This window comes from Brevibacterium sp. XM4083 (genome assembly GCF_006489205.2).
Taxonomy (GTDB): Bacteria; Actinomycetota; Actinomycetes; order Actinomycetales; family Brevibacteriaceae; genus Brevibacterium.
Window position 1 is genome coordinate 420204 of sequence record NZ_VFYR02000003.1, and the last position, 26141, is coordinate 446344.

A 26141-nucleotide genomic window follows, 5' to 3' on the forward strand; every position below is an offset into this window, starting at 1 on the left:
CCCGAAGAACTGACTCACAAGGAAGTGGAGTTCGCCATGGAACACGTCCCCGGCCCCGCCGATGACCCCTCATCAGGCCCACCGCACCGTCACGCCCAGCTGCCCGGCGGCGGCATGGACTACGATGCCGGGATCTCCCCGGCGATGGCCGAGGCCAACGCCCTGCGTCACCGGCCGGGGTCGGTGTTCTGGATCTCGATCGCCGGCGTCGTCGCATTCACCCTGTGGGGCGTGATCTCACCTGAGGGCATGTCGACGACGATGACGACGGCGATGAACGCGGTCGCCGCGAACGTCGGCTGGTCCTACCTCGTCGTCACCCTCGGCTGCATCGGCCTCCTCGTCTACCTCGGCTTCGGCCGCTTCGGTCGGGTCCGCCTCGGCGCCGAGGACGACCGTCCCGAGTTCAGCACGTGGGCGTGGCTGGCGATGATCCTCTCGGCGGTTATGGGCATCGGGCTCATCAGCTACGGCGTCGCCGAGCCGATCTCCCACTTCACGACACCCCCGCATGACCTCGCCGAGGCGGGCACCACGCAGGCGGCGGTCGTCGCCCTCCAGTACTCGTACTTCGACTGGGGTCCGCACGCGTGGGCGGTGTTCGGGGTCTTCGGGCTCGCGATCGCCTACTCGACGCACAAGCGCGGGAACACCGGGCTCATCTCCCCGATGCTCAAGCCGCTCTTCGGCAGCGCGATGGACCGGTGGCCGGGCAAGGTCGTCGACATCATGGCCGTCATCGCCACGCTCTTCGGGACGACGACGTCGCTCGGCCTCGGCGCCTCCCAGATCTCCGAGGGCCTCAACCGGGTCTTCGGGATCCCCAACGAGCTCTTCGTCCAGATCATCATCATCCTCGGCATCACCGTCGTCTTCACCCTGTCGGCGCTGTCCGGGGTCAACAAGGGGATCAAGTTCCTCAGCCAGACGACGGCGGTGCTCTCGATCTTCCTCGGCCTCTTCGTCCTCATCGTCGGCCCGACGGGGTTCATCGGCAACCTCTTCTTCCGCTCGACCGGCCAGTACCTCGGCGAGTTCTTCACGACGAGCCTCCTGACCCCGCTGGCCTCCGGGGATGTCGAGTGGTACCAGTTCTGGACGTACTTCATGATGGCGTGGTGGCTGAGCTGGGGCGCTTTCGTCGGGGTGTTCCTCGCGAAGATCTCGAAGGGCCGCACGGTCCGCGAGTTCGTCCTCGGCGTCATGGGAGTGCCGAGCCTCGTCTTCTTCGCGTGGTTCACCGTCTTCGGCGGCACCGCGATCAAACTCGATATGGACGGCAGCGGCGAGATCGGCCAGGCCGCGGCGGCCAACGTCAACTCCGCGTTCTTCGAGACGCTCGGGCAGCTGCCGTGGACCGGTCTGACCTCGGTCATCGCGATCATCCTCGTCATCCTCTACTTCGTCTCCGGGGCGGATGCGAACACCTTCGTGCTCAGCATGCTCACCTCGCGCGGCACGCTCGAACCGAGCCGCTGGGTGCTCACCGTGTGGGGCGTGCTCACGGGCACGACGGCGATGGTCCTCTTCTTCGCCGGCGGTCTTGCCGCCCTCCAGCAGGCGGCGATGCTCTCGGCCCTGCCGTTCGCCGTCATCGTCGCACTCCTCGGCATCTGCATCGTCAAGACCCTCCACGAGGACCACACCTTCGACGCCTACCGCACGGTGCGGCGCCGGGATCTCGAGCAGCCGGTCGCCGTCGCCGACGAGACCTGAGATACCCAGCTCCCTGGCTCCCCAGCCACCGAGCCACCGAGACCGCCACTTCGCATCGAGACTGCCGGTGAGAACTGTCAGTCTCGGTGCGAAGTGGCGGTCTCGGCGCTCAGTCGCCCTGCTCGGCGCTCAGTCGCCCGCCTCGTCGCGCAGCCGGGCGAAGGCGAGGTGGGCGAGCGCGGCGGCCTGATCGCCGAGCAGTCCGTCGTCGAACTGCACCCTCGGCGAATGGTTCGTCTCCGCGTCGGGGTCGATCCCGACCGGAGTCGCGCCGAGGAAGACGAAGGCACCGGGCACCCGCTCGAGCACGTAGGAGAAGTCCTCGGATCCCATCCGCGGATGGTCGAGGACCGTGACGCTCTCCTGCCCGAACAGCTCCCGCAGGCGTCCGAGGACGACGCCGGTCTCGCCCGGGTCGTTGACGGTGACGGGGAACCCGACCTCGAAGTCCACCGAGGCGGTGCACCGGTGCGCTCGGGCGATGCCTTCGGCCACCTCGGTGACCCGCTGCCTGAGCAGGGCGAGCGAGTCCGCGGAGAGGAAGCGGATCGAGGCGCCGAGTGACGCGGTGTCGGGGATGACGTTGTTCGCCGCCGACCCCTGCAGCTGGGTGACGGAGACGACGACGGGGTCGAAGATGTCGAAGGACCGGGTCGTCATCGTGTTGAGCGCCAGCGCGATCTCGGCGACCGCGGACACCGGGTCACGGGTCGCCTGCGGCTGGGAGCTGTGGCCCCCGGCGCCGTGGACGGTGATGTCGAGGTCGGCGAAGCCGGCCATGAGCGGACCGCCCCGGGTGGCGAAGCGGCCGCGGACGTCGGCTTCGACGTGGATGCCGTACGCGGCGACGACGGGTGCACCGGCCGCCTCGAGGACGCCTTCGGCGATCATCGGCTCCGCCCCGCCCTCGCTCTCCTCGGCCGGCTGGAACATGAAGATCACGGAACCGGGCAGCTCGTCGCGGTGGGCGGCGAGCAGCCGGGCAGCACCGACGAGCCCGGCCGTGTGCATGTCGTGGCCGCACGCGTGCATCGACCCGTTCGTCGACGCGAAGTCGAGTCCGGTCTCCTCGGTCACCGGGAGGGCATCCATGTCCCCGCGCAGCAGCACCGCCGGTCCCGGGCGTCCGCCGCGCAAGACGGCGACCACCGAGGTGAGCGACTCCCCCGTCGTCACCTCGAGCCCCAGCCCCGCAAGGGCCCGGAGCACTTCGGCCTGCGTGAAGGGCAGCTGCGTGCCGAGCTCGGGGTGGGCATGGAGCGTGCGACGCAGGGTGACGAGATCGGGCAGGAGGTCGGTCGCCTCGGCGCGGAAGTCAGGGATCGTCATGGTCCCGATCCTAGCCGGGCCGCACGACACCGTCGCCGGGGTGAGCACTGCCCCTTTACGCCCGCTCACCGGGTGCGTAGCGTGATGGGCACACGCCCGACGAAGGAGCCCACCGTGCGCATCATCATCACGCAGAACGTCACCCTCGACGGTCGGGTCGAGATGCTCGACGACTGGTTCGACCCGCAGGCCCAGGACGACGAGCTCGTCGCCGAGCTGATGGCGCAGTCCGCGCGTGAGCAGATCCTCCTGCTCGGCCGGCAGACGTTCGAGGACTTCCGCGGCTACTGGCCGCAGCAGACCGACGACACGACGGGCATCGCCGCGCATCTTGAGAAGGTGCGCAAGGTCGTCGTCTCCTCGACGCTGACCGAACCTGCATGGACGAACACGGAGATCATCACCGAGCCCCTCCTCGAGGTCGCGGCGCTGCGCTCCCAACCGGGCCTCGACGTCATCATCACCGGCAGCATCACGCTCGCCCACGAGCTCATCGCCGCCGGTCTCGTCGACGAGTACCGGATGTTCGTCCACCCCGTGTGGCAGGGGCGCGGACGCGGCTTCTTCCCCGACGGCCACCCGCAGCCGCAGCTCTCGCTGCTCGACTCCCGGCCCTTCCATCGCAGCGGCGTCGTCTACTCCTCCTACGCCCCGACCGGAGAGGTCCCCACGAGCCTGTGACCCGGGCCCATCCCGTGATCACGCCGTTCCCCGCCGAGGCGGTCGCGGGCCCGCCGAGGCGGTGCTGAGCCGGACTCAGGCCGTCCCGAACATCACCTTCCGACCATCCGGGTCGGCGACCGTGACGACGACATCGTCGAGCGCGACCGGGATGATCCCGGCCGCGTCGAGGCGGTCGAGGAACGCCGCGCGGTCTGCGATGCGGAAGTAGAGGTGGGTGAGGTTCGAGTCCGGGTTCGGCGGCGTCGTGTAGTCGGCGAACGCCTCGGCGTCGTGGAGGGCGAGCTGGATTCCGTCGACGTCGATGAGATGGTACGTATAGTCCTCGTCCCCGGCTGGGGTGAGAGCGAGTCCCGCGATGTCGCGGTAGAAGGCCGCCGTGGTCTCAACATCCGCGCAGGTGAGGAACACTCCGCGGAACTGGGTCTCCGTGGGTTCGGTCATGTCCGCAGTCTAGCTGCGCAGTCACCGCGCGCCCAGGCTGTGACCGCCTGCGCACAGGCCGCACTGATCCCGGCCTGTTAGCGTGGTGGGCTGAATCGATTCGCAGGAGTGATTGTGGTCAAGTCCAAGTGGTGGGTGGGACTCGCCGTATCCGTCTCCGTCGTCGCGCTCGCCGGCTGCGGGACCAGCGGCGACGACTCGTCGGCCGCTCCGACGACCCCGGCCGCCGAGCAGAGCGACACCGGAGCGCCGAACACCGACGACATCCCCGACGTCGTCGCCGAGGTCAACGGTGAGCAGATCACGAAGGACGAGTTCGTCCCCCTCTACGAAACCCAGTACGGGCAGATGATGATGGCCGCGCAGCAGGGCGGACAGCCCGTCGACGAGGCCGCACTCAAGCAGCAGACCGCCGACAACCTCGTGAGCACCGAGCTGCTCAGGCAGGAAGCCGACAAGCGCGGCATCGAGGTCACCGACGACGATGTCGCCACCGCTCTCGACGAGACCGCCCAGGCCTCGCAGATGAGCACCGAGGAGTTCCTCTCGGCGATGAACGACCAGGGCATGGACGAAGCGCGGGTGAATGAGGAGATGAGGACCCAGCTGAAGATCGAGGGCCTCATCGCCGACGAGTTCGGAGAGTTCGACGTCACCGACGAGGAGGTCGGGGCGGCCTACCAGCAGGCGAAGGACCAGCAGGAGCAGATGGCCGCGCAGACCGGTCAGGAGGCGCAGGTGCCCTCGATCGAGGAGATGCGCCCGCAGCTCGAGGAGCAGGTGAGGAGTGACAAGGCCAACGAGGCGACCCAGAAGTACGCCGGGGAGCTCCAGGACCAGGGCGACGTGACGATCAACCTCTGAGGCCGCTCGGGACACCCCGCCCTGTCGCTTGCGCGGAAACGCCTCTTGTCACCGTCGACCGGGGACTGCGGAATCCGCGCGCACAAGGCCACCTGAGGACAACCTCGGCGAGGATGCCCGACACACCGCGGATCACGGGCATCGTGGCGTTTTCAACTACCTGCCCGTAGGTCACGGATTCCAACGATTCTGGGGAATGTCTTTCAGGATCTCGCAAAATCGGTGAGAGGCCTCTAGTCTGTATGGGACGAACGCGGTTCTCGGGAACCGCTGGCAGCAATCCGCTTCCCCCGCCGACGTCGGCGACCGGGGATGCGGCGCAGACGAAAAGGGTCCTCATGGCTTCCGTACTCTCCCGCTCGGCGATCATCGCGCCGATGGACTTCAACCGCTGGCTGATGCCGCCGGCAGCGCTGGCGATCCACCTGTGCATCGGCCAGGTCTACGCATTCAGCGTCTTCAAGATCCCGTTCATGTCGCGCTTCGACGCCGGTGAGATCTCGATCGGCTGGATCTTCTCGATCGCGATCCTCATGCTCGGCATCTCCTCGGCGATCTTCGGCACCTGGGTCGAGAAGGCCGGTCCCCGCGCCTCGATGGTCGCGGCCGGCTCGTGCTGGGTCGGCGGCTTCCTCATCGCCACCCTCGGCATCATGACCGGCCAGCTGTGGCTCGTCTACTTCGGCTACGGCTTCGTCGGCGGCATCGGACTGGGCATCGGCTACATCTCCCCGGTCTCGACCCTGATGAAGTGGTTCCCGGACCGCCCGGGCCTCGCCACGGGACTGGCCATCATGGGCTTCGGCGGCGGTGCGCTCATCGCCAGCCCGATGTCGAACGCGCTCATGTCCTTCTACGGCGGCGGCTCCGAGCCGCAGAACCTCGTCGCCGGCCTCGCCCCGACGTTCCTCACCCTCGCCGTCGTCTACGCCGTCGTCATCGCCGCCGGCGCCTACGTCATCCGCGTGCCGCACCCGGACTGGAAGCCCGAGGGCTTCGACCCCTCGACGATCAAGGCGAAGCCCCTGCAGACGACGGGCAACGTCTCAGCGAAGAACGCGATCCGCACCCCGCAGTTCTGGCTGCTGTGGATCGTCCTCTTCCTCAACGTCACCGCCGGCATCGGCATCCTCGAGAACGCCGCCCCGATGATCCAGGCCTACTTCGGCATCACCGCGGCCGCGGCCGCCGGCTTCGTCGGCCTGCTCTCGATCGGCAACATGGCCGGTCGCTTCGTGTGGTCGACGACCTCGGACTACCTGGGCCGGAAGAACAACTACATGATCTACCTCGGGGGCGGCGCGCTCCTCTACCTCGTCGTCGCGCTCTTCGGCGGTGGGTCGATCGTCCTCTTCGTCGTCGCGACCCTGCTCATCATCTCCTTCTACGGCGGCGGCTTCGCGACGATCCCCGCCTACCTCCGCGACCTCTTCGGGGTCTACCAGGTCGGTGCGATCCACGGTCGCCTGCTCACCGCGTGGTCGGCCGCCGGTGTGGCCGGACCGCTCATCGTCAACTCGGTCGTCGAGGCCGGTGACAAGGCCGGCAAGACCGGTCCCGAGCTCTACACGCCGGGCATGTTCATCATGGTCGGGGCGCTGGCGATCGGCTTCGTCGCCAACCTCCTCGTCCGCCCGGTCAACGACAAGTACCTCGAACCGGAGACGAGCGGCGCGAACCCGTCGACGGCGACCGCCCCGAAGAACGACTGACCCCGACACAACGACTGAAGGAAGGACTAGAGACTCATGAGCGCACCAGAATCGTGGTCATCGGTTCCCGCTGAGGGCTCCCCGCAGTCGCCCACGGGCGGCGCATACAAGGTCATCGGCACCGGCCTCACCGTCGTCGTCGTCGGCGGCCTCGCCTGGGGGCTGACCCTCACCGTCATCAGGGCGGTCGCGATCTTCACCGGCTGATGCCGGCAGCACACCCCCACTCACAGGCGGCCCCGCCCCGGATCCAGCGTCCGCGGCGGGGCCGCTGTCGCATTCATCGTGACGGGGTGCGACACCTCTTGCAGTCCATTAACTTAAGTGCTTAACTTAGTGCCATGGACCTCGCCTTCGAACTCCACGATCTCGTGCGCACCCTCGACCGGTGGGCCGAGCGGATCCTCGCCCCCGAGGGCCTCACCTACAACCAGTACGTCGCCCTCGTCATCCTCGGTCAGCATCCCGGCATCACCGGACGGACCCTGGCGACATCCCTCGGCGTCACCGAGGCGGCCGGATCGGGCATCGTCAAGGCCCTCCTCGGCGCCGGCTTCGTCGACAACCAGGCGGCCAAGGGCTCGGGCAATCGGCGGGAACTCCACCTCACCGAGGCGGGAGCGGAGAAGGCCGACCACTGCGGTCGCCTGCTCGGGACCTCCCTCGACGACAACGCCCGCGCGATCGGACTCGACCCGGAGCGCCTCGCGCTCACGATCCGCAGCCTCCACGACGAGGTCCGCACGGTCCGCCACCCCGACGGCTGACCGGACCCACCTCCCCCACCCGCACGCCGAACCTCAGCACAGCGAACCTCACCACCCCGAACCTCAGGAGCACCCATGGCACTGTCCCTCGCCCTTCTCGCGCTCGTCTTCGGCCTCGCCCGCCTCGGCGTCTTCATCGCCCTCCACCTCGTGCCCAGCGACTACACGATCGTCGGCCATGCCGTCAGCGACTACGCGGTCGGTCCGACCAGGCGGCTGAGCAGCGTGATGACGTGGCTGACCGCGATCTTCTGGGCCCTGCTCGCCGCCGCGGTGGCCACCGGCGTCCCCGACTGGTCGGACGCCACCGGCATCGTCATCGCCCTCATCGTCCTCGCCGTGATCTTCGCCGTCCTCCCGTTCGCCCCGACGACGCTCGAGGGTGAGGCGCCCACGCTCATCGGCCGGCTCCACTATCTGCTCGCGATCGCATGGTTCGCCATCAGCTACGCGTGCATGGGCAACTTCTCGCGCTTCTTCGCCGGCACCGGACCGGCCTGGCTCGGCACCACCCTGACCGTCATCGGGTGGATCGCCGCGCTCTCCCTGGCCATCAGCGTGCTCGTCCTCATCGTCAAGCGCCTGCGGCCGAAGGTCTTCGGCATCTCCGAGCGGATCTTCATCCTCTCCGTCAGCGTCTTCTACTGCCTCGTCGCCCTCGGGCTCGCGCTGCTGGCCGTGTGAGCGCCGCGAGCGACGTCCGCTGGGCCGCGAGGCGTACACTCGACCCGTGCCGCTGACGAATCCCGGACCCGCCAGGCGCGGCCGCCCGCGCCTTCCCTGGGGCTCGATCCTGCGCAATCTCGCCCTTGCGCTCGTCATCCTCGCCGGGCTGTGGCTCGTCATCAACGTCCACCTCCCCGGCCCGGGTGATCTTCGGGAGGACATCGCCGAGGCGGGGGTCTGGGGCGCCGGATTCTTCGTCCTCCTCTACACCGTCGTCGCCGCGACTCCGATCCCGGTGACGATCGTCGCCGTCGCCGGCGGACTCGCGTTCGGCCTGCCGCTGGGCACGCTGCTGTCGATGATCGGGGTCGTCCTCGGCGGGTGGGCCGGCTACTGGGTCGCCCGGGTGCTCGGACGGCAGACGGCTGCGAAGATGCTCGGCTCCCACGCCGAGGCGGTCGAATCCCAGCTCCGCGGCGGTGGCCTCTACGCGGTCGCCACGCTCCGGCTCATGCCGGGGTTCCCGTACTGGCCGGTCAACTACGGCAGCGGCGCATTCGGCATCGACAATCGCACGTTCGTCATCGCCACCGTCATCTCGTCCCTGCCCGGTCAGCTCTCCCTCGTCGCGATCGGGGCGTTCATCGGCGACCCGACGATCCTCAACGGCATCGCCGTGGCGGTGGCGTGGCTGCTCGTCGGCGGACTGACGATCCTGTCCTTCCGCCGCTGGCGCGGGACCAGGCACTCCGCACCCGCGCCTCCGCCGGACGGACCGGAGCCTGGGGCCACCGCCTCGAGCTGAGGCTCACCCGAAGTTCGGGGTGCGGCGCTCCTGGAAGGCCCGGAAGCCCTCGACGTAGTCCGGTGTCTGCCGGGCCGCCTCCTGCAGCTTCGCCTCGGCCTCGAGGACCTCGGCGATGCGCGGGCGGTCATCGACGAGCTTCTGCACGAAGCTCTTCTCCATCGCATACGCCTCGGCGGGTCCGGCGACGATGCGCTCGAGCTTCGTCGCGACGAAGTCGCTGAGTTCGGACGCGGGCACCGCACGGGAGACGATCCCGCTCGCTGCCGCCTCGGCGCCGGTCATGAAGTCACCGGTGACGATGAGGTCCATCGTCCGGTGGTAGCCGACCCGATCGAGGAACACGTGGTGGGCGCCGGAGTCGAGCATCGCGCCGATCGCGGCGAACGGCGAACCGAACTTCGCGTCATCGGCGGCGTAGATGATGTCGGCGGCCGCCGCGATCCCGAAGCCGAGCCCGAGCGCGGCCCCCTGGACCTGTGCGACGACGGGGATCGGCAGCCGCCTGATCGCGCGGAACACCGGGGTGAACGACTCCTCGAGGAACGCGTACGCGTCGTCGGTGGCGACGTCGACGGCGGAGATGTCGCGCCCGGAGGAGAAGACCTTCCCCTCCCCGCGCAGCAGGAGGGCGCGCATGCCCGGCGTCGCCTCGGCGACCTTGCCGACAGCGGCCGCCAGCTCACCGAGGTTGTCGGCGGTGAGCGCATTGCGGGAGTCGGGTCCGTCGAGGACGATCTCGGCGATCGGTCCGCGGACGTCGAGTCTGATCTCGGTCATCGGCTGTCCTTCCAGGTCACCAGTCGTAGAAGCCCTTGCCGGTCTTGCGACCGAGCTCCCCGGCTGTGACCTTGTCGCGCAGCAGCTGAGGCGGGGCGAAGCGGGGTCCGAGTTCGCGCTCGAGATGTTCGGCGATGCCGAGGCGCACGTCAAGTCCGACGATGTCGGTCGTCTTCAGCGGTCCGGCCGGATGCCGGTACCCGAGCGTCATCGCGGTGTCGATGTCGGCAGCGCTCGCCACGCCCTCCTCGACCATGCGGATGGCTTCGAGGGCGAGTGTCACGCCGAGGCGGGAGGAGGCGAAGCCGGGTGAATCGGTCACCGTGATCGGGGTCTTCCCGAGGCCGGCGACCCAGTTCGCCGCCGCTGTGACGAGCTGCGGTGAGGTCTGGGAGCCGACGACGATCTCGACGAGGTCGGAGACGGGCACCGGGTTGAAGAAGTGGAGGCCGATGAGCGCCTGCGGACGCGGCAGTGCGGCGGCGAGTTCGTCGATCGACAAGGCACTCGTGTTCGTGCCGATGCTCGCCGCCGGGGCGTACTTCGCGATCGCGGCGAGGATCGTGCGCTTGAGTTCGATGTCCTCGGGCACGGCTTCGATGACGAGCAGCGCCTCATCGAGCAGGGTGGGGTCGCGGACGACGTCGACGCGGCCGGGCACCGCGATGCCCTTGGCCTCGGACTTCGCGATCGAGGCGTCGACCCGGTCGCGGGCCGCGGCCACGGTCTCCTCGGTGCTCTCGATGACGATGACATGGGCGCCGGCGGTCGCGAAGGCGTGGGCGATGCCCGCCCCCATCCGGCCTCCGCCGTAGACGCCGACCGTGTCGGGGACGTGTGCCCGGTCCGTCGCCGAGGCGGTCGCCTCGACCGTGCCGGTTCCTGTGCCTGCTGGGGTCGTCGTCTCGCTCACTCGTGACCGGCCTCTCTCTTCGCCTGCTTCTTCGCATCGCGGCGGGCGAGGAACGCATCCATCCGCGCGAACTTCTCGTCGGTTTCGAACAGCACCGCCTGGGCGATGTTGTCGATGAGGGGGTGGGCCTCGCGGGGGGCGTGGAAGGCCGACTTCGTCAGTCGCACGGCCAGCGGCGCGAAGCTCGCGATCCGGTCGGCGAGCGCCTCGCCGGCGACCTCGAGCTCATCGGGGTCGACGACATCATTGAGGAGGCCGATGGCCCTGGCCTCGTCGGCGTTGAGGGTGCGACCGGCGAGGAGGATCTCCTTGGCCCGCGGCTCCCCGACGAGCTCCCGCAGCCGCCAGGCGGCACCGGCGGCGGCGAGGATGCCGAGGCCGGGTTCGGGGTTGCCGATCTTCGTGCTCGGGGTGCCGATGCGGAAGTCGGCGGCGAACGCGAGTTCGGCCCCGCCGCCGAGGGCGTACCCGTCGACGAGCGCGATGACGGGCATCGGCAGGTCGAGGATGCGGCTGAAGATCTTCGAGTTGATGCCGGCCAGGGCGTCGTCGCGACGGCGTTCGCGCAGCTGTCCGATGTCGGCGCCGGCCGCGAAGGTCCCCCCGGTGCCGGTGATGATCGCGACCTGCGGGTGCGCTTCGAGTTCGGCGCACACCTCGTGGAGGGCCTCGACCATCGGCAGGTCGATGGCGTTGCGCACCTCGGGGCGGTTGAGCCGGATGATCATCCGGTTCTCCCCGCGCTCGACGAGCAGCGGTGAGCCTGCGTCCGCGCCCGCCTGCGTCGCGGAGTCCCCGCCCGCAGGCGCCGCAGACCCTGCGCCCGTGCCGGCCTGCTCGCTCATGCGCGTTCCAGGAGGACGGCCGAGCCCTGCCCGACGCCCACGCACATCGTCGCGAGTCCGCGCTTCTCCTCGCCCTGCTCGAGGCGGTTGAGCAGGGTGAGGGTGATGCGGGTGCCGGAGGCGCCGAGCGGGTGGCCGAGCGCGATCGCCCCGCCGAACTCGTTGACGATCTCCGGGTTGAGGTGGAGGTCTCGGATGCACGCGAGCGACTGGGAGGCGAAGGCTTCGTTGAGCTCGACGGCGTCGAGGTCGTCGACGCTCCAGCCGACGCGCGCGAGCGCCTTCTCCGAGGCGGGCACGGGGCCGATGCCCATGATCTCCGGCGGCACGCCGGCGCTGGCACCGGCGACGACGCGGGCCCGCGGGGTGAGTCCGTGCTTCTCCGCGTAGCGGTCGGAGACGAGGATCGTCACGGCCGCACCGTCGTTGAGCGACGACGAGTTGCCGGCGGTGATGACGCTGTCCGGGCCGTGGAGGGTGCGCAGCTTCGCGAGCTTCTCCGGGGTGGTGTCGGCACGCGGGCCCTCATCGGCGGTGACGTCGCCTACGGGCATGATCTCCGGGTCGAACTTCCCCTCGGCCTGCGCGGCGAGCGCCTTCTGGTGGGAGGCGTAGGCGAAGGCGTCGAGCTCTTCGCGGGTGAGGTTCCAGCGCTGCGCGACGCGTTCGGCCGTCTCCGGCATCGACAGCGTCGTGTCCTCGTCGAACTGCGGGTTGGGGAAGCGCCAGCCGATCGACGTGTCGAAGGTCTTGCCGGGCTTCGACCAGGCCCGTGAGGGCTTCTCGGTCACCCATGGGGCGCGGGTCATCGATTCTACACCGCCGGCCACGACGACGTCGGCATCGCCGGCGGCGATCATCGCCCGGCCCTGGATGATCGAGGTCAGGCCCGAGGCGCAGAGGCGGTTGACGGTGAAGCCGGGCACGGAGACGGGCAGCCCGGCGAGCAGCACGGCCATGCGGGCGACGTTGCGGTTGTCCTCACCGGCCTGGTTCGCCGCCCCCATGATCACCTCGTCGATGTCGGCCGGGTCGATCCCGGTGCGGTCGACGACGGCCTTCAGCGTCGTGGCGAGCAGATCGTCGGGCCGCTGATCGGCGAGCACTCCGCCGTAGCGGCCGATGGGGGTGCGCAGTCCGTCAAGGATGTAAGCCTCAGGCATGGTGCTCCTTATTCTCGGGTCAGACGTGATGATCGTAGCGCGGTGCCCGGCCGGACGTGCGGACGGGTCATCCTGCGGAATCGGGCTCAGGAGTCGAAGTCGATGGTGACCTCGTCGCTGACGGGGAACGTCTGGCAGGTGAGCACGAAGTTCGCGGCCACCTCGGCGTCCTCGAGGGCGTAGTTGCGGACCATGTCGACCTCACCGGCGCACACCTTGGCCCGGCAGGTTCCGCACACGCCGCCCTTGCACGCGAACGGCAGGTCCGACCGCGATTCCTGCGCGGAGTCGAGGATCGTCATGCCCTGTGACATCGCCGAGGTGGTCCGCCGTCCGTCGAGGATGACCGTGACCTCGGAGGTCGCCCCCTCGAGGACCTTGTCGGCGTGGACGACCTCGGGTGGGGGCTCGTCGACGTAGAAGAGCTCGAAGTGGACCTTCTCCTTCGGCACCCCGAGTTCGTCGAGGACCGCACGGGAGTCGCTGAGCATGCCGAAGGGGCCGCACAGCCACACGTGGTCGACGTCGTCGATGGGCACGAGCATTGTCAGCAGCTGACGCAGCTTGTCGGCGTCGAGGCGGCCGGAGAAGAGGTCGACCTCGCGGGGTTCGCGGGAGAGGACGTGGACGAGGTCGAGCTGCTGGTTGCGGGCGTCCTTGAGGTCGGCGAGCTCCTCGGCGAACATCACGGTGTTCGTCGAGCGATTGCCGTAGAGCAGGGTCACCGAGGCGTCGGGGTTCGCCAGCACGGTCGTGGCGATCGAGAGCATCGGGGTGATCCCCGAGCCGGCGGCGATGCACAGGTGCTTTCCGCCGAGGCTGGGGTCGGCCTGGAAGCTGCCGCTGGGCGGCTGGACCTCGATCGTCTCACCGGGGCGGACGTCGCGCACGAGCCACTGGGAGAAGAGTCCGTCGGGGATCTCGCGCACGCCGATGCGCGGGGCGGTGCCGGCCGGGGCGCAGATCGAGTACGTGCGGCGGTGCTCGACGCCGTCGATGATCCGGCGCAGGGTCAGCGACTGGCCGGCGGCGAAGTCGAAGAGCTCGGCGAGGTCGGCGGGCACGTCGAAGGTCACGGCCGCGGAGTCTTCGGTGAGGTGGTCGACAGAGGCGACCGTGAGCGGGTGGAAGCCCGTGCGGTCACCGGACTGGGGGGCTGCGGAGGTCGGCGTGTTCGCACCCAGCGTTTCGGTCATCTCAGATCTCCTTGACGTGTTCGAAGGGTTCGAGGCAGGTCCGGCACTGGTACATCGCCTTGCACGCGGTCGGCCCGAACTCCGAGGTCAGCGCCACATCGTCGGATCCGCACAGGGTGCACACGATGGCGCGGCGGGTCGGCATGAGGGTGAGTGCGACCGGGCCCTGGCGGCGGGGCGCCTGCCCGGGCGGGGAGATCCCGGCTCCGGCGAGTGCGGCCCGTCCCTCCTCGGTGATCCAGTCGCTCGACCACGCAGGGGTGAGCGAGACGCGGATCTCCGCATCGGGGAAGCCGGCGTCCTGGAGTTCGCGCTGGAGGTCATCGCGCATCGTCGCCATGGCCGGGCAGCCCGAGTAGGTGGGGGTGATCGTCGCGACGACGTGATCGTCCTCGATCGTGACGTCCCGGAGCACGCCGAGGTCGACGAGCGTGAGCATCGGCATCTCCGGGTCGGTGACGCGGGCGGCGGCGGCACGGGCGCGGTCGACCGCCTCGGCGCCGTCGGTGAGCGGGGTCAGGGGCATCGCGGTCACCACTGTCCCTCCGGGTGGGCGCGGGCGACGACCTGCATCTCGGCGAGCATGCGCGAGAGCGCCTCGGTGTGGAGGCCGTCGCGGCCCTTCTTGCCGCGCACGCCGGCGAGCGCCCCGCGGTCGGGACGGTCGATGCCGGCGGCGGCGAAGACCTGGTCGAGGATGACCCCGGCTTCGTCCTCGACCGCGGCGGGGTCGACGCCGATGCCGGCCGCGGCGACGACCGCTTCGGTCGGGTGCGTCTCGAAGAGCTCGGCCCACAGCGGCCACAGGCCGGACAGGGCGGTCAGCAGCCGGGCCCGGGACTCCTCGGTGCCGCGGGCCAGGGTGAGGACCCAGCGGGCGGAGAAGTCGCGGTGGTAGGACATCTCCTTGACGCCCTTGGCCGCGATCGCCGCGAGCACGGAGTCGCGGCTGTCCGTCAGGCGCTCGAAGATCGCCAGGCGCCAGGTGGAGTAGATGAGGATCTTCGCGACCGCCTCGGCGAAGTCGCCGTTGGGGACCTCCGCGAGCCGGACGTTGCGGAAGGCCATGTCGTCGCGGAAGTACGCGAGCCGGTCCTCATCGGGCACCGGCGAGGAGGCCGGCAGCTCGGGCACGAGGCTCGGGTCGGCTGCGGCGGCGCGGGCGAGGAGGAGACGGGCCTGCCCGAGGAGGTCGAGGGAGATGTTGGCGAGCGCGATGTCCTCTTCGAGGTCGGGGGCGTTCGAGCACCACTCGGAGATGCGCTGGGAGAAGACGAGGGCGTCGTCGCCGAGCATGAGGCAGTAGGCGGCGAGCGCGGCCGGGTCGACGCCCTCGGGCACGGTCGTGTCGACGCCGGCCAGCGGGTCCTCGAAGTCGGTGCCGAAGGCCCAGTGGGCGTCGTTGACGAGGAGACCGGAGTAGGCGCTCTCGTGCGAGTCGTGGTCGACGGTCGTGCCGGCCTCGTCGTGTTCGACGTGGACCTTGGGGGCGTTGGGTTCGTTCGTCATCTGCTCGTCACTCACATGTGCGGGACATCGTCGGGGATGTCGTAGAAGGTCGGGTGCCGGTAGACCTTGTCGCCACTGGGGGCGAACATCGGGTCCTTCTCGTCGGGACTCGACGCGGTGATGTCGGACGAGCGCACGACCCAGATGCTCACGCCTTCGTTGCGGCGGGTGTAGACGTCGCGGGCGTGGCGGAGCGCGAGCTGGTCGTCGGGGGCGTGGAGGGAGCCGACGTGGACGTGGTTGAGGCCGCGCTTGCCGCGGACGAAGACCTCGTAGAGCGGCCATTCGCCGCGGGCGCGGGGGGTATTCGCCGAGGTGGTGTCGGTCATTTCGCGGTCTCCTCGGTCGTCGTCGCGGGGGAACTGCCGGTCTGTCCGGGGGCGCTGCCGGTCTGTGCGGGGGCGGCCGCCTCGGCGGACTGCTCAGCGAAGGCGAGCGCAGCCTCGCGGACCCACGCCCCCTCGTCCCACGCGCGCTTGCGGTGGGCGATGCGCTGGTCGTTGCAGGGGCCGTTGCCCTTGACGACGGACCAGAACTCGTCCCAGTCGGGCGTCGAGAAGTCGTAGTGGCCGCGCTCTTCGTTCCACTTGAGGTTCTCGTCGGGGAACGTCACGCCGAGGGCCTCGGCCTGCGGGATCGACATGTCGACGAACTTCTGGCGCAGCTCGTCGTTCGTGTGGGTCTTGATGCCCCACTCCATCGACTGCGCGGTGTTCGGGGAGTCGTCGTCGGGGGGTCCGAACATCATCAGGGCCGGCCACCAGAAGCGGTTGACGGATTCCTGGACCATCTCCCGCTGCTCGTCGGTGCCGCGCATCATCGTCATGAGCAGCTCGTAGCCCTGACGCTGGTGGAAGGACTCCTCCTTGCACACGCGGATCATCGCGCGACCGTAGGGTCCGAAGGAGGTCCGGCACAGCGGCACCTGGTTGCAGATCGCGGCACCGTCGACGAGCCAGCCGATCGTGCCGACGTCGGTGTAGGACAGGGTCGGGTAGTTGAAGATCGACGAGTACTTCTGCTTGCCGGCGATGAGCTTCTCGGTGAGCTCGTTGCGGCTGGCACCGAGGGTCTCGGCGGCGGAGTAGAGGTAGAGGCCGTGACCGGCTTCGTCCTGGACCTTCGCGAGCAGGATCGCCTTGCGGCGCAGCGAGGGGGCGCGGGTGATCCAGTTGCCCTCCGGCTGCATGCCGATGATCTCCGAGTGCGCGTGCTGCGCGACCTGCCGGATGAGCGTCTTGCGGTAGGCCTCGGGCATCCAGTCGCGCGGTTCGATGCGATCCTTGGCTTCGATCGTGTCGGCGAACTGCGCCTCGAGCTGTGCTTCAGTTGTCATGACCACTCCATCGGACCATTTACTGACCATTTGTTCTGTAAAGTTCTCCACCAGTGTGGCATACCCCACGCCCGCACGCAATAGGTCACCCCGCGCAGGCGAGGCGCCGAGGCGGACAGTCGTTGACGAGCAGGGCGCCCTGAGGCGAGCGGCCGATCAATCCTCAGGCGCCGCGGCGGACAGTCGTTGACGACCCGACTGCCCCGGAGGTGGCTCCCGCTCGATTCCGCGCCGAGTATCGAGCGGGATTCACCTCTGGAAACATGGGCGCACAGCATGAATTGGCAAGCATTGTTGTTTTTCTGCTCTCCCCGTCGGACTACAGCTCAGAATCCAGGCGATTCCCGTGATCCACTACACCTGATTTGCTCGTGTCAATCCGCGGTGCAAAGATGACTTCGCATTAAATTGAAAGTGACGTGACAATGACCTGCGGAGGTACTGCCAGTGAACGGGCTGAAGTCGAAGGTGAATACCGTCGTCGGCGGTTTCCGCAGAACCATGGTCGACGCACTCAGCGACCAGCAGAAACTCCTGCTCTCCGAAGTCCGTCACGGAGAGACCGAATGGCAGCAGCGAGTGCGGTCGACGGTGCGCAATCGCTCGCCACGGTCGTCGGATGCGGTGGCCCATCAGGCGCATGATTCCCGGGCCGCCCGAGCCGAGAATCTTGCCCAGGTCCGCGCAATCCTCGCCGCCGCACAGGTGGACTTCGTCGAACTCCCGCGCAGGTCACGCGAGAAGACACGACTTGTCGTTCCGCGCTCGCAGATCCGGCGCGTCCTCGCCGCAGTCGCGCGACTGACACCGGAGAACGGCTGGGCGAAGGTCTTCCGCGATCAGTTCTCGTCGTCGATCGGTCTGCAGAAGATGCGCCACGATCCCGGTGTTGTCGCCGCCATCGAATGTCGCCGCCTTGCCGCAGCACCCGATGGCCGACGCCTCAACACCGAGAATGAGACGATCATCGTCGAGGCCTGGGCCGACCTCGGTCCCCGGGAGCCCCGGGTCGACGGCTCGTGGCATGTACCCGGCACTCTTCACCGCGTTCTCACTCAGCCGCGCACCCTGGTCGAGTACTTCACGCCGGCTGACTGGGCTGCCTCGCTGGCCAACGGCAACCGAACGGCTCAGCCGAGTGCTCCGGATCTGTACGAGATCGACGGTCCTGTCGATCTCGTCTACACCTGGGTCAACGGCTCCGACCCGACATGGCTGTGGAAGAAGCTGCAGGCCCAAGCGGCTCTCACCGGGGAGACCATCAACAAGTCGGCGGTGTCCGACTCACGGTTCGCCGATCGCAAAGAGCTGCTCTATTCCCTGCGATCAGTCGAGTCGTATGCGAGTTGGGCGAACCACATCTACCTCGTCACCGACGACCAGGTTCCCGACTGGCTCAACGTCGATCATCCGAAGCTGACGGTCATCGACCATCGCGACATCTTCACTGAGCCCGGAAATCTCCCGGTCTTCAATTCGCATGCGATCGAATCACAGCTGCATCACATCCCCGGGCTGAGCGAGAACTACGTCTACATGAACGATGATCTGTTCTTCATGCGCCCGACCGAACCCGATCTGTTCTTCACCGGAAGCGGGCTTTCGCGCTTCTTCCCCTCGACTGCCCCTCTCGACCTCGCCGAACCGACCGCTCGGGACCTCCCCGTGCTGTCGGCCGCCAAGCACGGTCGTCAGTTCATGCTCGATGAGCATGGCAGGCGTGTCGGCAACAAGTTCAAGCACACCCCGCATCCGCAGCTGAAGTCGGTGATGACCGAGTTCGAAGAGTCACATCAGGATCTGTTCGACAGCGTGGCCCGATCGAAGTTCCGGCACCCCGATGACTACTCCATCGCCTCGGCGCTCTACCACTTCCACGCGTATGCGCAGGGCAGGGCCATCGACTCCGGGATTCGGTACGCATACATGGACATCTCGCGCCCGGACGCCGAGCTCTACATGCGACGTCTGCTTCGTCGCAGGGATCTCGATGTCCTCTGCCTCAACGACACCGATTCCTCCCCGGACATGCAGGACCACCTCGATGAGATCGTCAGGTGGTTCCTCGATGAGAAGTTCCCCCTCCCGAGCACCTTTGAAAAGTAGAGGACACCAGCCTCCGATGCCGCAATTCAGTCTGATCTCCGCCGTCTACAACGTCGAGCAGTACCTGCCCGACTTCCTGCGCTCCCTCGATGAGCAGACCTTCGATCACAGCGCAGTCCAGGTGGTGCTGGTCGACGACGGGTCGACGGACTCCTCCGCGGAGATCATCGAAGCCTGGGCGGCGACCACCGACTATTCGGTGGAGGTCATCCACCAGGCGAACGCGGGGCAGGCAGCAGCCCGGAACACCGGCCTCGACCACGCAAGCGGTTCCTGGGTGAGCTTCCCCGACCCCGATGACATCCTTGAACCCGAATACCTCGCCGCAGTTCACGATGACGTGAACGGCGATGAGACTCCTTCCATGGTGGTGTGCCGACTCATCGACTTCTGGGAAGCGCGAAACGAAATCGGGGAGACTCACCCGCTGCGTTTCCGGTTCCAGGGCGGTACGCAGATGGTCGATATCGATCGCTTCCCCCGAAACATCACACTTCATTCCACAATGGCGTTCTTCCTCAGAGATCGGGTTGAACGGCACGGTCTGCGCTTTGATCCCCGCATTCGCCCCGTGTTCGAAGACGCCCACTTCATTCAGAGCTACCTGTTGGCCTGCGATTCTCGCAAAATCGTCTTCGACGCTGTTGCCCGTTATATCTACCGCCGCCGAGCCGATGGCAGTTCGTCCCTGCAGACAAGCTCCGCGGATCCTCGACGCTACACGGATGTGCTGCGCTACGGCCTGCTCGAGCTTCTGAAGCGAGCGAAGGCATCCGGTCCGATTCCACTCTGGTTGCAGAACATCGTCCTCTACGAAGTGTTCTGGATTCTGCGATCGGAGGAGTCACTCTTTCCGAAGACAGGTCACCTCTCATCGGCAGTCGCTGAAGAGTTCTGCGAAATCATGGCTGAGGTACGGAGTCATATCGAAACCCCACTGATCGAAGCTTTCGATCTCATCAAGGTCTCACACTCACAGCGAGAAACACTTCTCCATGGCTTTTCGGGATCCGATTGGTCTTGGGACTTCGTGCAAGTTCAACAGTTCGACGCAAAGAAGAAGCTCGTCAAACTCCGTTATCGGTTCACAGGCGAACGCCCTGATGAGGTGCTGAAGTTCCGTGGACTCGAGGCGGAGCCGATGTACGCCAAAACCCGCGCCATGAAGTATCTCGGTCGCCCGCTGTTGTTCGAACGCATCCTCTGGGTGAGCGCCCGCGGGACCATCACGATCTCCCTCAATGGGATGGACGTGCCCATCACAGAATCTCTGCCCACGCCAAAGCAATTCGTACTTCGTCCAGCGCGGGCAGAGAAGCGCGGCCCTGCACCGCGGGATCGGGCCACACGCTCACATTCACGGACCCGGAGACACCGGAACGTGTCGATCGACGATCGAATCACGACTGCGCTCGCTGACTCACCTCGGCTCCGTCGCAAGTTCAAGGATGCCTGGGTGTTCATGGACCGCATGGACAAGGCTGGCGACAACGCCGAGCACCTTTTCAAGTATGTACGCAGCTCGCAGAAGAACTGCAATGCCTGGTTCGTCCTAGACAAGGATTCTCCCGATTGGGCCCGGCTCAAGGCCGAAGGAGTGGACCGGCTTATCGCTCACGGTTCGCGCCTGTGGAAAGCTCTGTGCCTCAACGCCGAACTGCTCGTGTCGTCGAACATCGAACGGAATCTCACCCACCCGTTCAAACTGAGCAATGGACGTCAACCGCAATGGGATCACGTCTTCCTTCAACACGGAGTCACCAAGGACGACCTCTCAGGCTGGCTCAACACAAAAACTCCCCGGCTGGTGGTGACAACAACTGAGCCGGAACATCAGTCGATCGTTGGTGATGGAGGCGCGTACGCCCTCAGCAACAAGGAAACGATGATGACAGGAATGCCGCGCTATGATCGGCTGGCTTTGCTCGACGCCTCCCGCAAGGATTCGCCTTCATCAACGATCACTTTCATGCCGACGTGGCGAAGAGGACTTGTCGACGCCCTTGCCACGATCGATGATCCTTCGCGACGCGGAGATCTCCTCCGGCAATCCGACTGGTGGCTCCAATGGTCGGCGCTGATGCGCTCACAGGAACTCCGCGACTTCGCCGGCAAACACGATCTGCGCCTCCGCTTCGTGCCTCACCCGTCAATCGACAAGCACATCGAGCAGCGGGATCTTCCCGATGACGTCGAGTTGGTTCGCCATGCCGACATGGACTTTCAGAGTGCACTGGTCGATTCGCGGCTCATGGTGACCGACACCTCGTCAGTCGCCTTCGACGCTGCGTTCATCGACCGCCCGGTGGTGTATTTCCAGTTCGACGTGGACAACATCTACGGGGGTGGGCACACTGCTCGACCCGGTTACTTCTCATTCGACAATGATGGGTTCGGTCCAGTTGTGTCCACCGCCTCCGAGGCAGTCGCAGCGATCGTCTCACTCGTCTCGGGTGACGATCCTCGTATCGCCGAATTCGCCCGGCGACGGAGTGCAACGTTCACCCTCCCGAAAACGGGGAACTGCGAGCGCACTTACAAGGCGATTGCCCGGTCCCTCAAAGTGGTCTCGCCCAAGGACGGAACCGCGCTCAGACCAAACCCGACGGCACAGCCCACCCGATACCTCGACGACCTTTCACGAGCCGAACGATCACTGAAATCCGAACATGTCTCTCACCTGGCCGTCGAGTCCCAACCGAAGGCAGATGCCGCCGTGCATGCAACGACAGAGCCGGTGCACACGAGCTCAGAAGAGACATTGTCGGAGACCGCACCCACAGGTTGAGGTGGGAGTCTCCTGTTCTCACCGATGATGTGCCCGCGCTTGTCCGCTCCATTCGGAGTCAGCCGCCACTTCGCTGACTTGACAGAGACGCCGATCACAACGATATTTATTGACCAGATGGTCGTTTATTCTCTTGCCGCCGTGCGGCACGTCTGAGACGGCGACCCTGCAGCGCAGCGACTCGAGGAGGAGCCCGACATGGCACATGCCGACATCGACGCGACGGACACCGCCCGCACCGACACGGCCGCACCCCCGGCTCCGGCCGCCTCGACAAGCGCAGCCTCGGCAAGCGCAGCCTCGGCGAGCACATCCGCCTCACCTGAGCGAAGCACGCCCGGCATCGGCAATGAAGCGCACACGGGCGCGGCGGCGATGTACGCCAACGATCGCGCCTCCCAGCACCTCGGGATCACTCTCGACGATCACGGACCCGGCTGGGCGCAGTGCTCGATGACCGTCACCGACATCATGGCCAACGGTCACGAGATCACCCACGGCGGCTACATCTTCCTCTTCGCCGACACGACGTTCGCGATGGCCTGCAACTACCCCGGATCGGTCACCGTCGCCTCGGGCGGGGACATCACCTTCCTCAAGCCCACCCGCGTCGGCGACGAACTCGTCGCCCACGGCCGCGAGGTCGTCCGGCAGGGCCGCTCCGGCATCTACGACGTCGAGGTCAAGCGCGGTGATGAGACGATCGCCGTCTACCGCGGCCGCTCGCGCACCCTTCCGGCCCCGAAGCCCGACGCCGCCCCCTGACCCTCACCCCGCGGACCCCGCTCACCCGGCGCCGCCCGCGTCGCGCCACCACCTCGGCGCTCCAGGACATCCACACCGCATTCGACACACCCGCCAGGAGACCACGATGACCGCGACCGCCAGCGACGCCGGTGAGACGATGAGCCTCGATGAACTGCGCGCTCATCAGCTGACCAACCTCACGACCACGGTGTCCACCGTCTACGAGAAGGTCCCCTTCTACCGGAAGGCCTTCGACGAGCTCGGCATCACTCCCGCAGACATCACCAGTCTCGACGACATCGCGAAGCTGCCGTTCACGAGCAAGCAGGACCTGCGGGAGAACTACCCGTTCGGACTCTTCGCCGTCCCCCGGGAGAACGTCGCCCGCATCCACGCGTCCTCGGGGACGACCGGACTGCCGACCGTCGTCGGATACACGCAGAACGACCTCGACGTGTGGAGCGACCTCATCCGCCGCTCGATCATCGGCGCCGGCGGACGCCCCGGCCAGATGCTCCACAACGCCTACGGGTACGGACTCTTCACCGGCGGACTCGGCGTCCACGGCGCCGAACGCCACGGCTTCACCGTCGTCCCCATCTCCGGCGGACAGACCGAGCGCCAGGTCCAGCTCATCCAGGACTTCCAGCCCGACATCATCACCGCCACCCCGACCTACCTGCTCACGATCCTCGACGAATTCCACCGGCAGGGCATCGACCCGACCTCGACGAGCCTCAAGGTCGCGATCTGCGGCGCCGAACCGTGGACGGACGAGATGCGCCGCGAGATCGAGAAGTCCTTCGACATCGACGCCGTCGACATCTACGGCCTCTCCGAGGTCATGGGCCCCGGCGTCGCCTGCGAATCCGCAGTGACCAAGGACGGCCCGACGATCTGGGAGGACCACTTCTACCCCGAGATCGTCGACCCCTTCACCGGCGAGGTGCTGCCCGACGGCGAGGAGGGCGAACTCGTCTTCACCTCCCTGACGAAGGAGGCGCTGCCGATCATCCGCTACCGCACGCACGATCTCGCGAGCCTGCTGCCGGGCACCGCCCACCCGAACTTCCGCCGCATCTCACGCATCACCGGCCGCTCCGACGACCTCATCATCATCCGCGGCGTCAACGTCTACCCCGCCAACGTCGAGTCCGTGCTCTTCGAGTTCGAGCACCTCAGCCCGCACTTCCAGCTCGTCCTCACCCGCCCGGGCCGAATGGACGAGGTGACCGTCGAGGTCGAGTGCCGCGACGGCGTCGGCGCGGTCGAACGCGAGGGGCTCGGCAGCCGCGTCGCCGCGCGGATCAAGGAGCGCCTCGGCGTCTCCTCGACCGTCGACGTCAAGGATCCCGGGTCGCTGCCGCGCTCGGTCGGCAAGCTCAAGCGCATCATCGACCATCGCGAGAACATCCGCTGAGGCCGGGTGTGACCCGTGTCGCGGCGGCGGCAGCGTCTCGCTGATTAGACTGGTGCGCATGTCCAAGAGCCCGTCACCTGCGCAGACTCCGCCGACCTCGGCCGGAGAGGCCGTCGTGCCGTCGGCTGCCGGCGGGGATCCTGCCGCTGAGGCGGCCGGTGCGAATGCCCCGGGTGGGGCTGGTGCCGCCGGTGGGGCTGGTGGTGCCATCGTCGCCGAGGCGACCGCACAGTCGCGTCCGCGCCGTGGCCGTCCCGGCTACGACCGGGAGACGCTCATCAACAAGGCCACCGAGGTGTTCGTCCTCCGCGGCTACGACGGGACGTCGATGGACACCGTGGCCCGCGAGCTCGGGATCACGAAGTCGGCGATCTACCACCATGTGAAGTCGAAGGAGGAGCTGCTGCGGCTCGCGATCAACCGCGGCATCAGCGCCCTCGATTCGGCGGTCGAGACCGAGAGCCGGCGCACCGGCACCGACGCCCTCGAGCGTCTGCGGCTCGCCGTCCACGCCAGCGTCCTCATCCTCATCGAATACCACCACTCCGTCACTCTGCTCCTGCGGGTGCGCGGCAACTCCGAGGTCGAACGCGAGGCCCTCGAACAGCGGCGCGGCATCGACGACAAGATCCGCGCCCTGGTCGCCGAGGCGATCGCCGAGGGCGGCATCCGCGCGGACTTCCCGCCCGGCCTCGTCACCCGCCTGCTCTTCGGGATGGTCAACTCGATCACCGAGTGGTACCGCCCCGGCTATCCTGTCGACCCCGAGACCATCGCCGAGGCAGTGACGGCGATGGCGTTCACCGGCCTCGAGGCCCCACCCCCGACGTGAGAGGCCCCGAACCCGCCGACTTCCGGTCGCAGAGTGTCGATGACGGGCGCGCAGATCGACACTCTGCGACCGGAAGTCCGAGACACGAGCCTCACCGAGTCACGCGCCGCGACCTTGCCCAGTGAGCCTTGCCTGAGGGCGTACTCTGACAGGGTGACTTCTCGCATCCTGTGGATCGCCGTGCTCGCCTCGTTCGTGGCGTTCCTCGACGGCACAATCGTCAACGTCGCTCTGCCCGCGATCGACCGTGAGCTCGGCGGCGGGCTCGTCACCCAGCAGTGGGTCGTCGACGGCTACTTCATCACGCTCGGGGCCATCATGCTCGTCGCCGGCTCGATCAGCGACGCCTACGGTCGCAGCCGAGTGATGGTCATCGGCCTCATCGGGTTCGGCATCGCCTCGGTGATCATCACGCTCGCCCCGGACCCGCTCATCCTCATCATCGCGCGGATGCTCCAAGGTGCTGCCGGCGCCTTCCTCGTCCCGAGCTCGCTCGCGCTCATCAGCGCCCACTTCTCCGGTGCGGCCCGCGCGAAGGCCATCGGCACGTGGACCGCACTGACCACCGGCGCGATGATCGTCGGTCCGCTCATCGGCGGCGTCCTCGTCGACTTCGCGAGCTGGCGGTTCGCCTTCCTCATCAACGTCATCCCGATCGCCATCACACTGTGGCTGCTGCGCAAAGTGCCCGATCCGCCCCACCGTCCCGACGCGCGCATCGACATCCTCGGGGCGATCCTCTCGATCCTCGGCCTCGGCGGCCTCGTCTTCGGCCTCATCGAACAGCCGCGGCTGGGGTGGGGCAATCCGCTCATCCCGATCACCCTCCTCGGTGGGGCCGCGCTCTTCCTCCTGTTCCTGCTGCGCCAACGGCGGGTCAGCGACCCGATCCTGCCCCTCGATCTCTTCCGGGCCAGGAACTTCTGGGTCGGCAACATCACGACGACGCTCATGTACGGAGCCCTGTCGCTCAACGGCTTCGTCGTCGCCATCTACCTCCAGGAGGAGGCCGGACTGACGGCCACGGCCGCCGGTCTCGCGAGCCTGCCGACGACGATCATGATGATCCTCTTCAGCTCCACGAGCGGTCGCCTGGCCGGACGCATCGGTCCGCGGCTGTTCATGGCGCTCGGACCGATCCTCATGGGCGTCGGGTCGCTCATGCTGCTCCTCGTCCGCGAGGACTTCAACTACTGGTGGCAGGTGCTGCCGGCGATGATCGTCTTCGGCCTCGGACTCGCCGCCACCGTCTCCCCGCTGACCTCGACCGTCCTCGGGGCGATCCCGGAGGAGCGCAGCGGCATCGCCAGTGCCGTGAACAATGCGATCTCGCGCGTGGCCGGGCTCATCACCATCGCCATCGTCGGCGTCATCGTCGGCGGGGCCATCGATCTCACCGGCTTCCATCGTGCCGCCGTCTTCGTCGCGATCCTCCTCATCATCGGCGGGCTCGTGTCCCTGGCCGGCATCCGGAATCCGGCCGTCCCCGCCGAGGACGAAGCGCGCACCTGAGCATCCCCGC

Annotated in this window: 25 protein-coding genes; 14 read left to right on the top strand and 11 right to left on the bottom strand. The window is 67.5% G+C overall.

Annotated features, from left to right (window positions below; all coding sequences use genetic code 11):
* Positions 1-36 precede the first annotated feature (36 nt).
* Entirely contained in the window at positions 37-1716 is a 1680-nt protein-coding gene (locus tag FJ887_RS11205; protein ID WP_223289822.1) for a BCCT family transporter, read from the top strand.
* Between the two features lie 129 nt (positions 1717-1845).
* On the opposite strand, the gene FJ887_RS11210 is transcribed toward FJ887_RS11205, so the two are convergent.
* Positions 1846-3045, bottom strand: a complete 1200-nt coding sequence (locus tag FJ887_RS11210) for a M20 metallopeptidase family protein (protein ID WP_137826454.1) — start codon at positions 3043-3045, stop codon at positions 1846-1848.
* Between the two features lie 114 nt (positions 3046-3159).
* On the opposite strand from FJ887_RS11210, the gene FJ887_RS11215 reads away from it, so the two are divergent.
* Positions 3160-3726 carry a dihydrofolate reductase family protein gene (locus tag FJ887_RS11215; RefSeq protein ID WP_212743347.1) on the top strand — a complete coding sequence of 189 codons (567 nt, stop codon included), beginning with the start codon at positions 3160-3162 and terminating at the stop codon, positions 3724-3726.
* A gap of 75 nt (positions 3727-3801) precedes the next feature.
* On the opposite strand, the gene FJ887_RS11220 is transcribed toward FJ887_RS11215, so the two are convergent.
* Positions 3802-4170 (bottom strand): VOC family protein, encoded by a 369-nt coding sequence (locus FJ887_RS11220; RefSeq protein ID WP_137826452.1) that lies wholly within the window; start codon positions 4168-4170, stop codon positions 3802-3804.
* A gap of 114 nt (positions 4171-4284) precedes the next feature.
* Here FJ887_RS11220 and FJ887_RS11225 point away from each other — a divergent pair, with 114 nt between their 5' ends.
* The 6 genes from FJ887_RS11225 (at position 4285) to FJ887_RS11250 (ending at position 8984) form a co-directional block, all read left to right on the top strand.
* Positions 4285-5034 carry a SurA N-terminal domain-containing protein gene (locus FJ887_RS11225; RefSeq protein ID WP_137826451.1) on the top strand — a complete coding sequence of 250 codons (750 nt, stop codon included), beginning with the start codon at positions 4285-4287 and terminating at the stop codon, positions 5032-5034.
* 338 nt (positions 5035-5372) lie between these two features.
* Complete coding sequence (locus FJ887_RS11230) at positions 5373-6746, top strand: OFA family MFS transporter (RefSeq protein WP_137826450.1); 1374 nt, start codon at positions 5373-5375, stop codon at positions 6744-6746.
* A 36-nt stretch (positions 6747-6782) separates the two neighbouring features.
* Positions 6783-6953, top strand: coding sequence for a hypothetical protein (locus FJ887_RS11235; protein WP_171007090.1), 171 nt, complete (start codon positions 6783-6785; stop codon positions 6951-6953).
* 134 nt (positions 6954-7087) lie between these two features.
* A complete protein-coding gene (locus FJ887_RS11240; protein ID WP_137826449.1) occupies positions 7088-7513 on the top strand; it encodes a MarR family winged helix-turn-helix transcriptional regulator in 426 nt (141 codons plus the stop codon).
* Between the two features lie 75 nt (positions 7514-7588).
* Entirely contained in the window at positions 7589-8197 is a 609-nt protein-coding gene (locus tag FJ887_RS11245) for a DUF998 domain-containing protein (RefSeq protein ID WP_137826448.1), read from the top strand.
* Positions 8198-8243: 46 nt separating this feature from the next.
* Complete coding sequence (locus FJ887_RS11250; RefSeq protein WP_223289823.1) at positions 8244-8984, top strand: TVP38/TMEM64 family protein; 741 nt, start codon at positions 8244-8246, stop codon at positions 8982-8984.
* 3 nt (positions 8985-8987) lie between these two features.
* On the opposite strand, the gene FJ887_RS11255 is transcribed toward FJ887_RS11250, so the two are convergent.
* From FJ887_RS11255 to paaA, 9 genes are all read right to left on the bottom strand, one after another.
* Entirely contained in the window at positions 8988-9764 is a 777-nt protein-coding gene (locus tag FJ887_RS11255) for an enoyl-CoA hydratase/isomerase family protein (protein ID WP_137826447.1), read from the bottom strand.
* A 16-nt stretch (positions 9765-9780) separates the two neighbouring features.
* Entirely contained in the window at positions 9781-10677 is an 897-nt protein-coding gene (locus tag FJ887_RS11260) for a 3-hydroxyacyl-CoA dehydrogenase family protein (protein WP_140955393.1), read from the bottom strand.
* A complete protein-coding gene (locus FJ887_RS11265; protein ID WP_395948330.1) occupies positions 10674-11522 on the bottom strand; it encodes an enoyl-CoA hydratase/isomerase family protein in 849 nt (282 codons plus the stop codon). The genes FJ887_RS11260 and FJ887_RS11265 overlap by 4 nt, the downstream gene beginning before the upstream one ends.
* Positions 11519-12685, bottom strand: coding sequence for a thiolase family protein (locus FJ887_RS11270; protein ID WP_137826445.1), 1167 nt, complete (start codon positions 12683-12685; stop codon positions 11519-11521). Before FJ887_RS11270 ends, FJ887_RS11265 begins: the two co-directional genes overlap by 4 nt.
* 86 nt (positions 12686-12771) lie before the next feature.
* On the bottom strand, positions 12772-13881 hold the full coding sequence (gene paaE, locus FJ887_RS11275) for a 1,2-phenylacetyl-CoA epoxidase subunit PaaE (RefSeq protein ID WP_212743346.1): 1110 nt from the start codon (positions 13879-13881) through the stop codon (positions 12772-12774).
* A 1-nt stretch (position 13882) separates the two neighbouring features.
* Positions 13883-14407, bottom strand: a complete 525-nt coding sequence (paaD, locus tag FJ887_RS11280; RefSeq protein WP_137826461.1) for a 1,2-phenylacetyl-CoA epoxidase subunit PaaD — start codon at positions 14405-14407, stop codon at positions 13883-13885.
* 5 nt (positions 14408-14412) lie between these two features.
* Positions 14413-15390, bottom strand: a complete 978-nt coding sequence (paaC, locus tag FJ887_RS11285; RefSeq protein WP_095375249.1) for a 1,2-phenylacetyl-CoA epoxidase subunit PaaC — start codon at positions 15388-15390, stop codon at positions 14413-14415.
* Between the two features lie 11 nt (positions 15391-15401).
* Positions 15402-15719 carry a 1,2-phenylacetyl-CoA epoxidase subunit PaaB gene (gene paaB, locus FJ887_RS11290; protein WP_095375250.1) on the bottom strand — a complete coding sequence of 106 codons (318 nt, stop codon included), beginning with the start codon at positions 15717-15719 and terminating at the stop codon, positions 15402-15404.
* On the bottom strand, positions 15716-16726 hold the full coding sequence (paaA, locus tag FJ887_RS11295) for a 1,2-phenylacetyl-CoA epoxidase subunit PaaA (protein ID WP_095375251.1): 1011 nt from the start codon (positions 16724-16726) through the stop codon (positions 15716-15718). Before paaA ends, paaB begins: the two co-directional genes overlap by 4 nt.
* Positions 16727-17173: 447 nt before the next feature.
* On the opposite strand from paaA, the gene FJ887_RS11300 reads away from it, so the two are divergent.
* The 6 genes from FJ887_RS11300 to FJ887_RS11325 all read left to right on the top strand — a co-directional run bounded on the left by FJ887_RS11300 (position 17174) and on the right by FJ887_RS11325 (position 26131).
* A complete protein-coding gene (locus FJ887_RS11300; protein WP_095375252.1) occupies positions 17174-18832 on the top strand; it encodes a stealth family protein in 1659 nt (552 codons plus the stop codon).
* A 16-nt stretch (positions 18833-18848) separates the two neighbouring features.
* The gene (locus FJ887_RS11305; RefSeq protein WP_171007089.1) at positions 18849-21620 is read left to right on the top strand and encodes a bifunctional glycosyltransferase/CDP-glycerol:glycerophosphate glycerophosphotransferase; all 2772 of its coding nucleotides are present in this window, start codon (positions 18849-18851) and stop codon (positions 21618-21620) included.
* Positions 21621-21818: 198 nt separating this feature from the next.
* A complete protein-coding gene (gene paaI / locus FJ887_RS11310; protein ID WP_095375254.1) occupies positions 21819-22385 on the top strand; it encodes a hydroxyphenylacetyl-CoA thioesterase PaaI in 567 nt (188 codons plus the stop codon).
* A gap of 106 nt (positions 22386-22491) precedes the next feature.
* On the top strand, positions 22492-23787 hold the full coding sequence (gene paaK, locus FJ887_RS11315; RefSeq protein WP_095375255.1) for a phenylacetate--CoA ligase PaaK: 1296 nt from the start codon (positions 22492-22494) through the stop codon (positions 23785-23787).
* Between the two features lie 58 nt (positions 23788-23845).
* Complete coding sequence (locus FJ887_RS11320) at positions 23846-24619, top strand: TetR/AcrR family transcriptional regulator (RefSeq protein ID WP_095375256.1); 774 nt, start codon at positions 23846-23848, stop codon at positions 24617-24619.
* A 153-nt stretch (positions 24620-24772) separates the two neighbouring features.
* Positions 24773-26131 (top strand): MFS transporter, encoded by a 1359-nt coding sequence (locus FJ887_RS11325; protein ID WP_095375257.1) that lies wholly within the window; start codon positions 24773-24775, stop codon positions 26129-26131.
* Positions 26132-26141: the final 10 nt, after the last annotated feature.

Excerpts from the sequence above, each read along its gene's own strand:
- FJ887_RS11205 (WP_223289822.1), top strand. The coding sequence starts at position 37 with ATGGAACACGTCCCCGGCCCCGCCGATGACCCCTCATCAGGCCCACCG.
- FJ887_RS11210 (WP_137826454.1), bottom strand. The coding sequence starts at position 3,045 with ATGACGATCCCTGACTTCCGCGCCGAGGCGACCGACCTCCTGCCCGAT.
- FJ887_RS11220 (WP_137826452.1), bottom strand. The coding sequence starts at position 4,170 with ATGACCGAACCCACGGAGACCCAGTTCCGCGGAGTGTTCCTCACCTGC.
- FJ887_RS11230 (WP_137826450.1), top strand. The coding sequence starts at position 5,373 with ATGGCTTCCGTACTCTCCCGCTCGGCGATCATCGCGCCGATGGACTTC.
- FJ887_RS11235 (WP_171007090.1), top strand. The coding sequence starts at position 6,783 with ATGAGCGCACCAGAATCGTGGTCATCGGTTCCCGCTGAGGGCTCCCCG.
- FJ887_RS11240 (WP_137826449.1), top strand. The coding sequence starts at position 7,088 with ATGGACCTCGCCTTCGAACTCCACGATCTCGTGCGCACCCTCGACCGG.
- FJ887_RS11245 (WP_137826448.1), top strand. The coding sequence starts at position 7,589 with ATGGCACTGTCCCTCGCCCTTCTCGCGCTCGTCTTCGGCCTCGCCCGC.
- FJ887_RS11255 (WP_137826447.1), bottom strand. The coding sequence starts at position 9,764 with ATGACCGAGATCAGACTCGACGTCCGCGGACCGATCGCCGAGATCGTC.
- FJ887_RS11265 (WP_395948330.1), bottom strand. The coding sequence starts at position 11,522 with ATGAGCGAGCAGGCCGGCACGGGCGCAGGGTCTGCGGCGCCTGCGGGC.
- FJ887_RS11270 (WP_137826445.1), bottom strand. The coding sequence starts at position 12,685 with ATGCCTGAGGCTTACATCCTTGACGGACTGCGCACCCCCATCGGCCGC.
- paaE (WP_212743346.1), bottom strand. The coding sequence starts at position 13,881 with ATGACCGAAACGCTGGGTGCGAACACGCCGACCTCCGCAGCCCCCCAG.
- paaD (WP_137826461.1), bottom strand. The coding sequence starts at position 14,407 with ATGCCCCTGACCCCGCTCACCGACGGCGCCGAGGCGGTCGACCGCGCC.
- paaC (WP_095375249.1), bottom strand. The coding sequence starts at position 15,390 with ATGACGAACGAACCCAACGCCCCCAAGGTCCACGTCGAACACGACGAG.
- paaB (WP_095375250.1), bottom strand. The coding sequence starts at position 15,719 with ATGACCGACACCACCTCGGCGAATACCCCCCGCGCCCGCGGCGAATGG.
- paaA (WP_095375251.1), bottom strand. The coding sequence starts at position 16,726 with ATGACAACTGAAGCACAGCTCGAGGCGCAGTTCGCCGACACGATCGAA.
- FJ887_RS11305 (WP_171007089.1), top strand. The coding sequence starts at position 18,849 with ATGCCGCAATTCAGTCTGATCTCCGCCGTCTACAACGTCGAGCAGTAC.
- paaI (WP_095375254.1), top strand. The coding sequence starts at position 21,819 with ATGGCACATGCCGACATCGACGCGACGGACACCGCCCGCACCGACACG.
- paaK (WP_095375255.1), top strand. The coding sequence starts at position 22,492 with ATGACCGCGACCGCCAGCGACGCCGGTGAGACGATGAGCCTCGATGAA.
- FJ887_RS11320 (WP_095375256.1), top strand. The coding sequence starts at position 23,846 with ATGTCCAAGAGCCCGTCACCTGCGCAGACTCCGCCGACCTCGGCCGGA.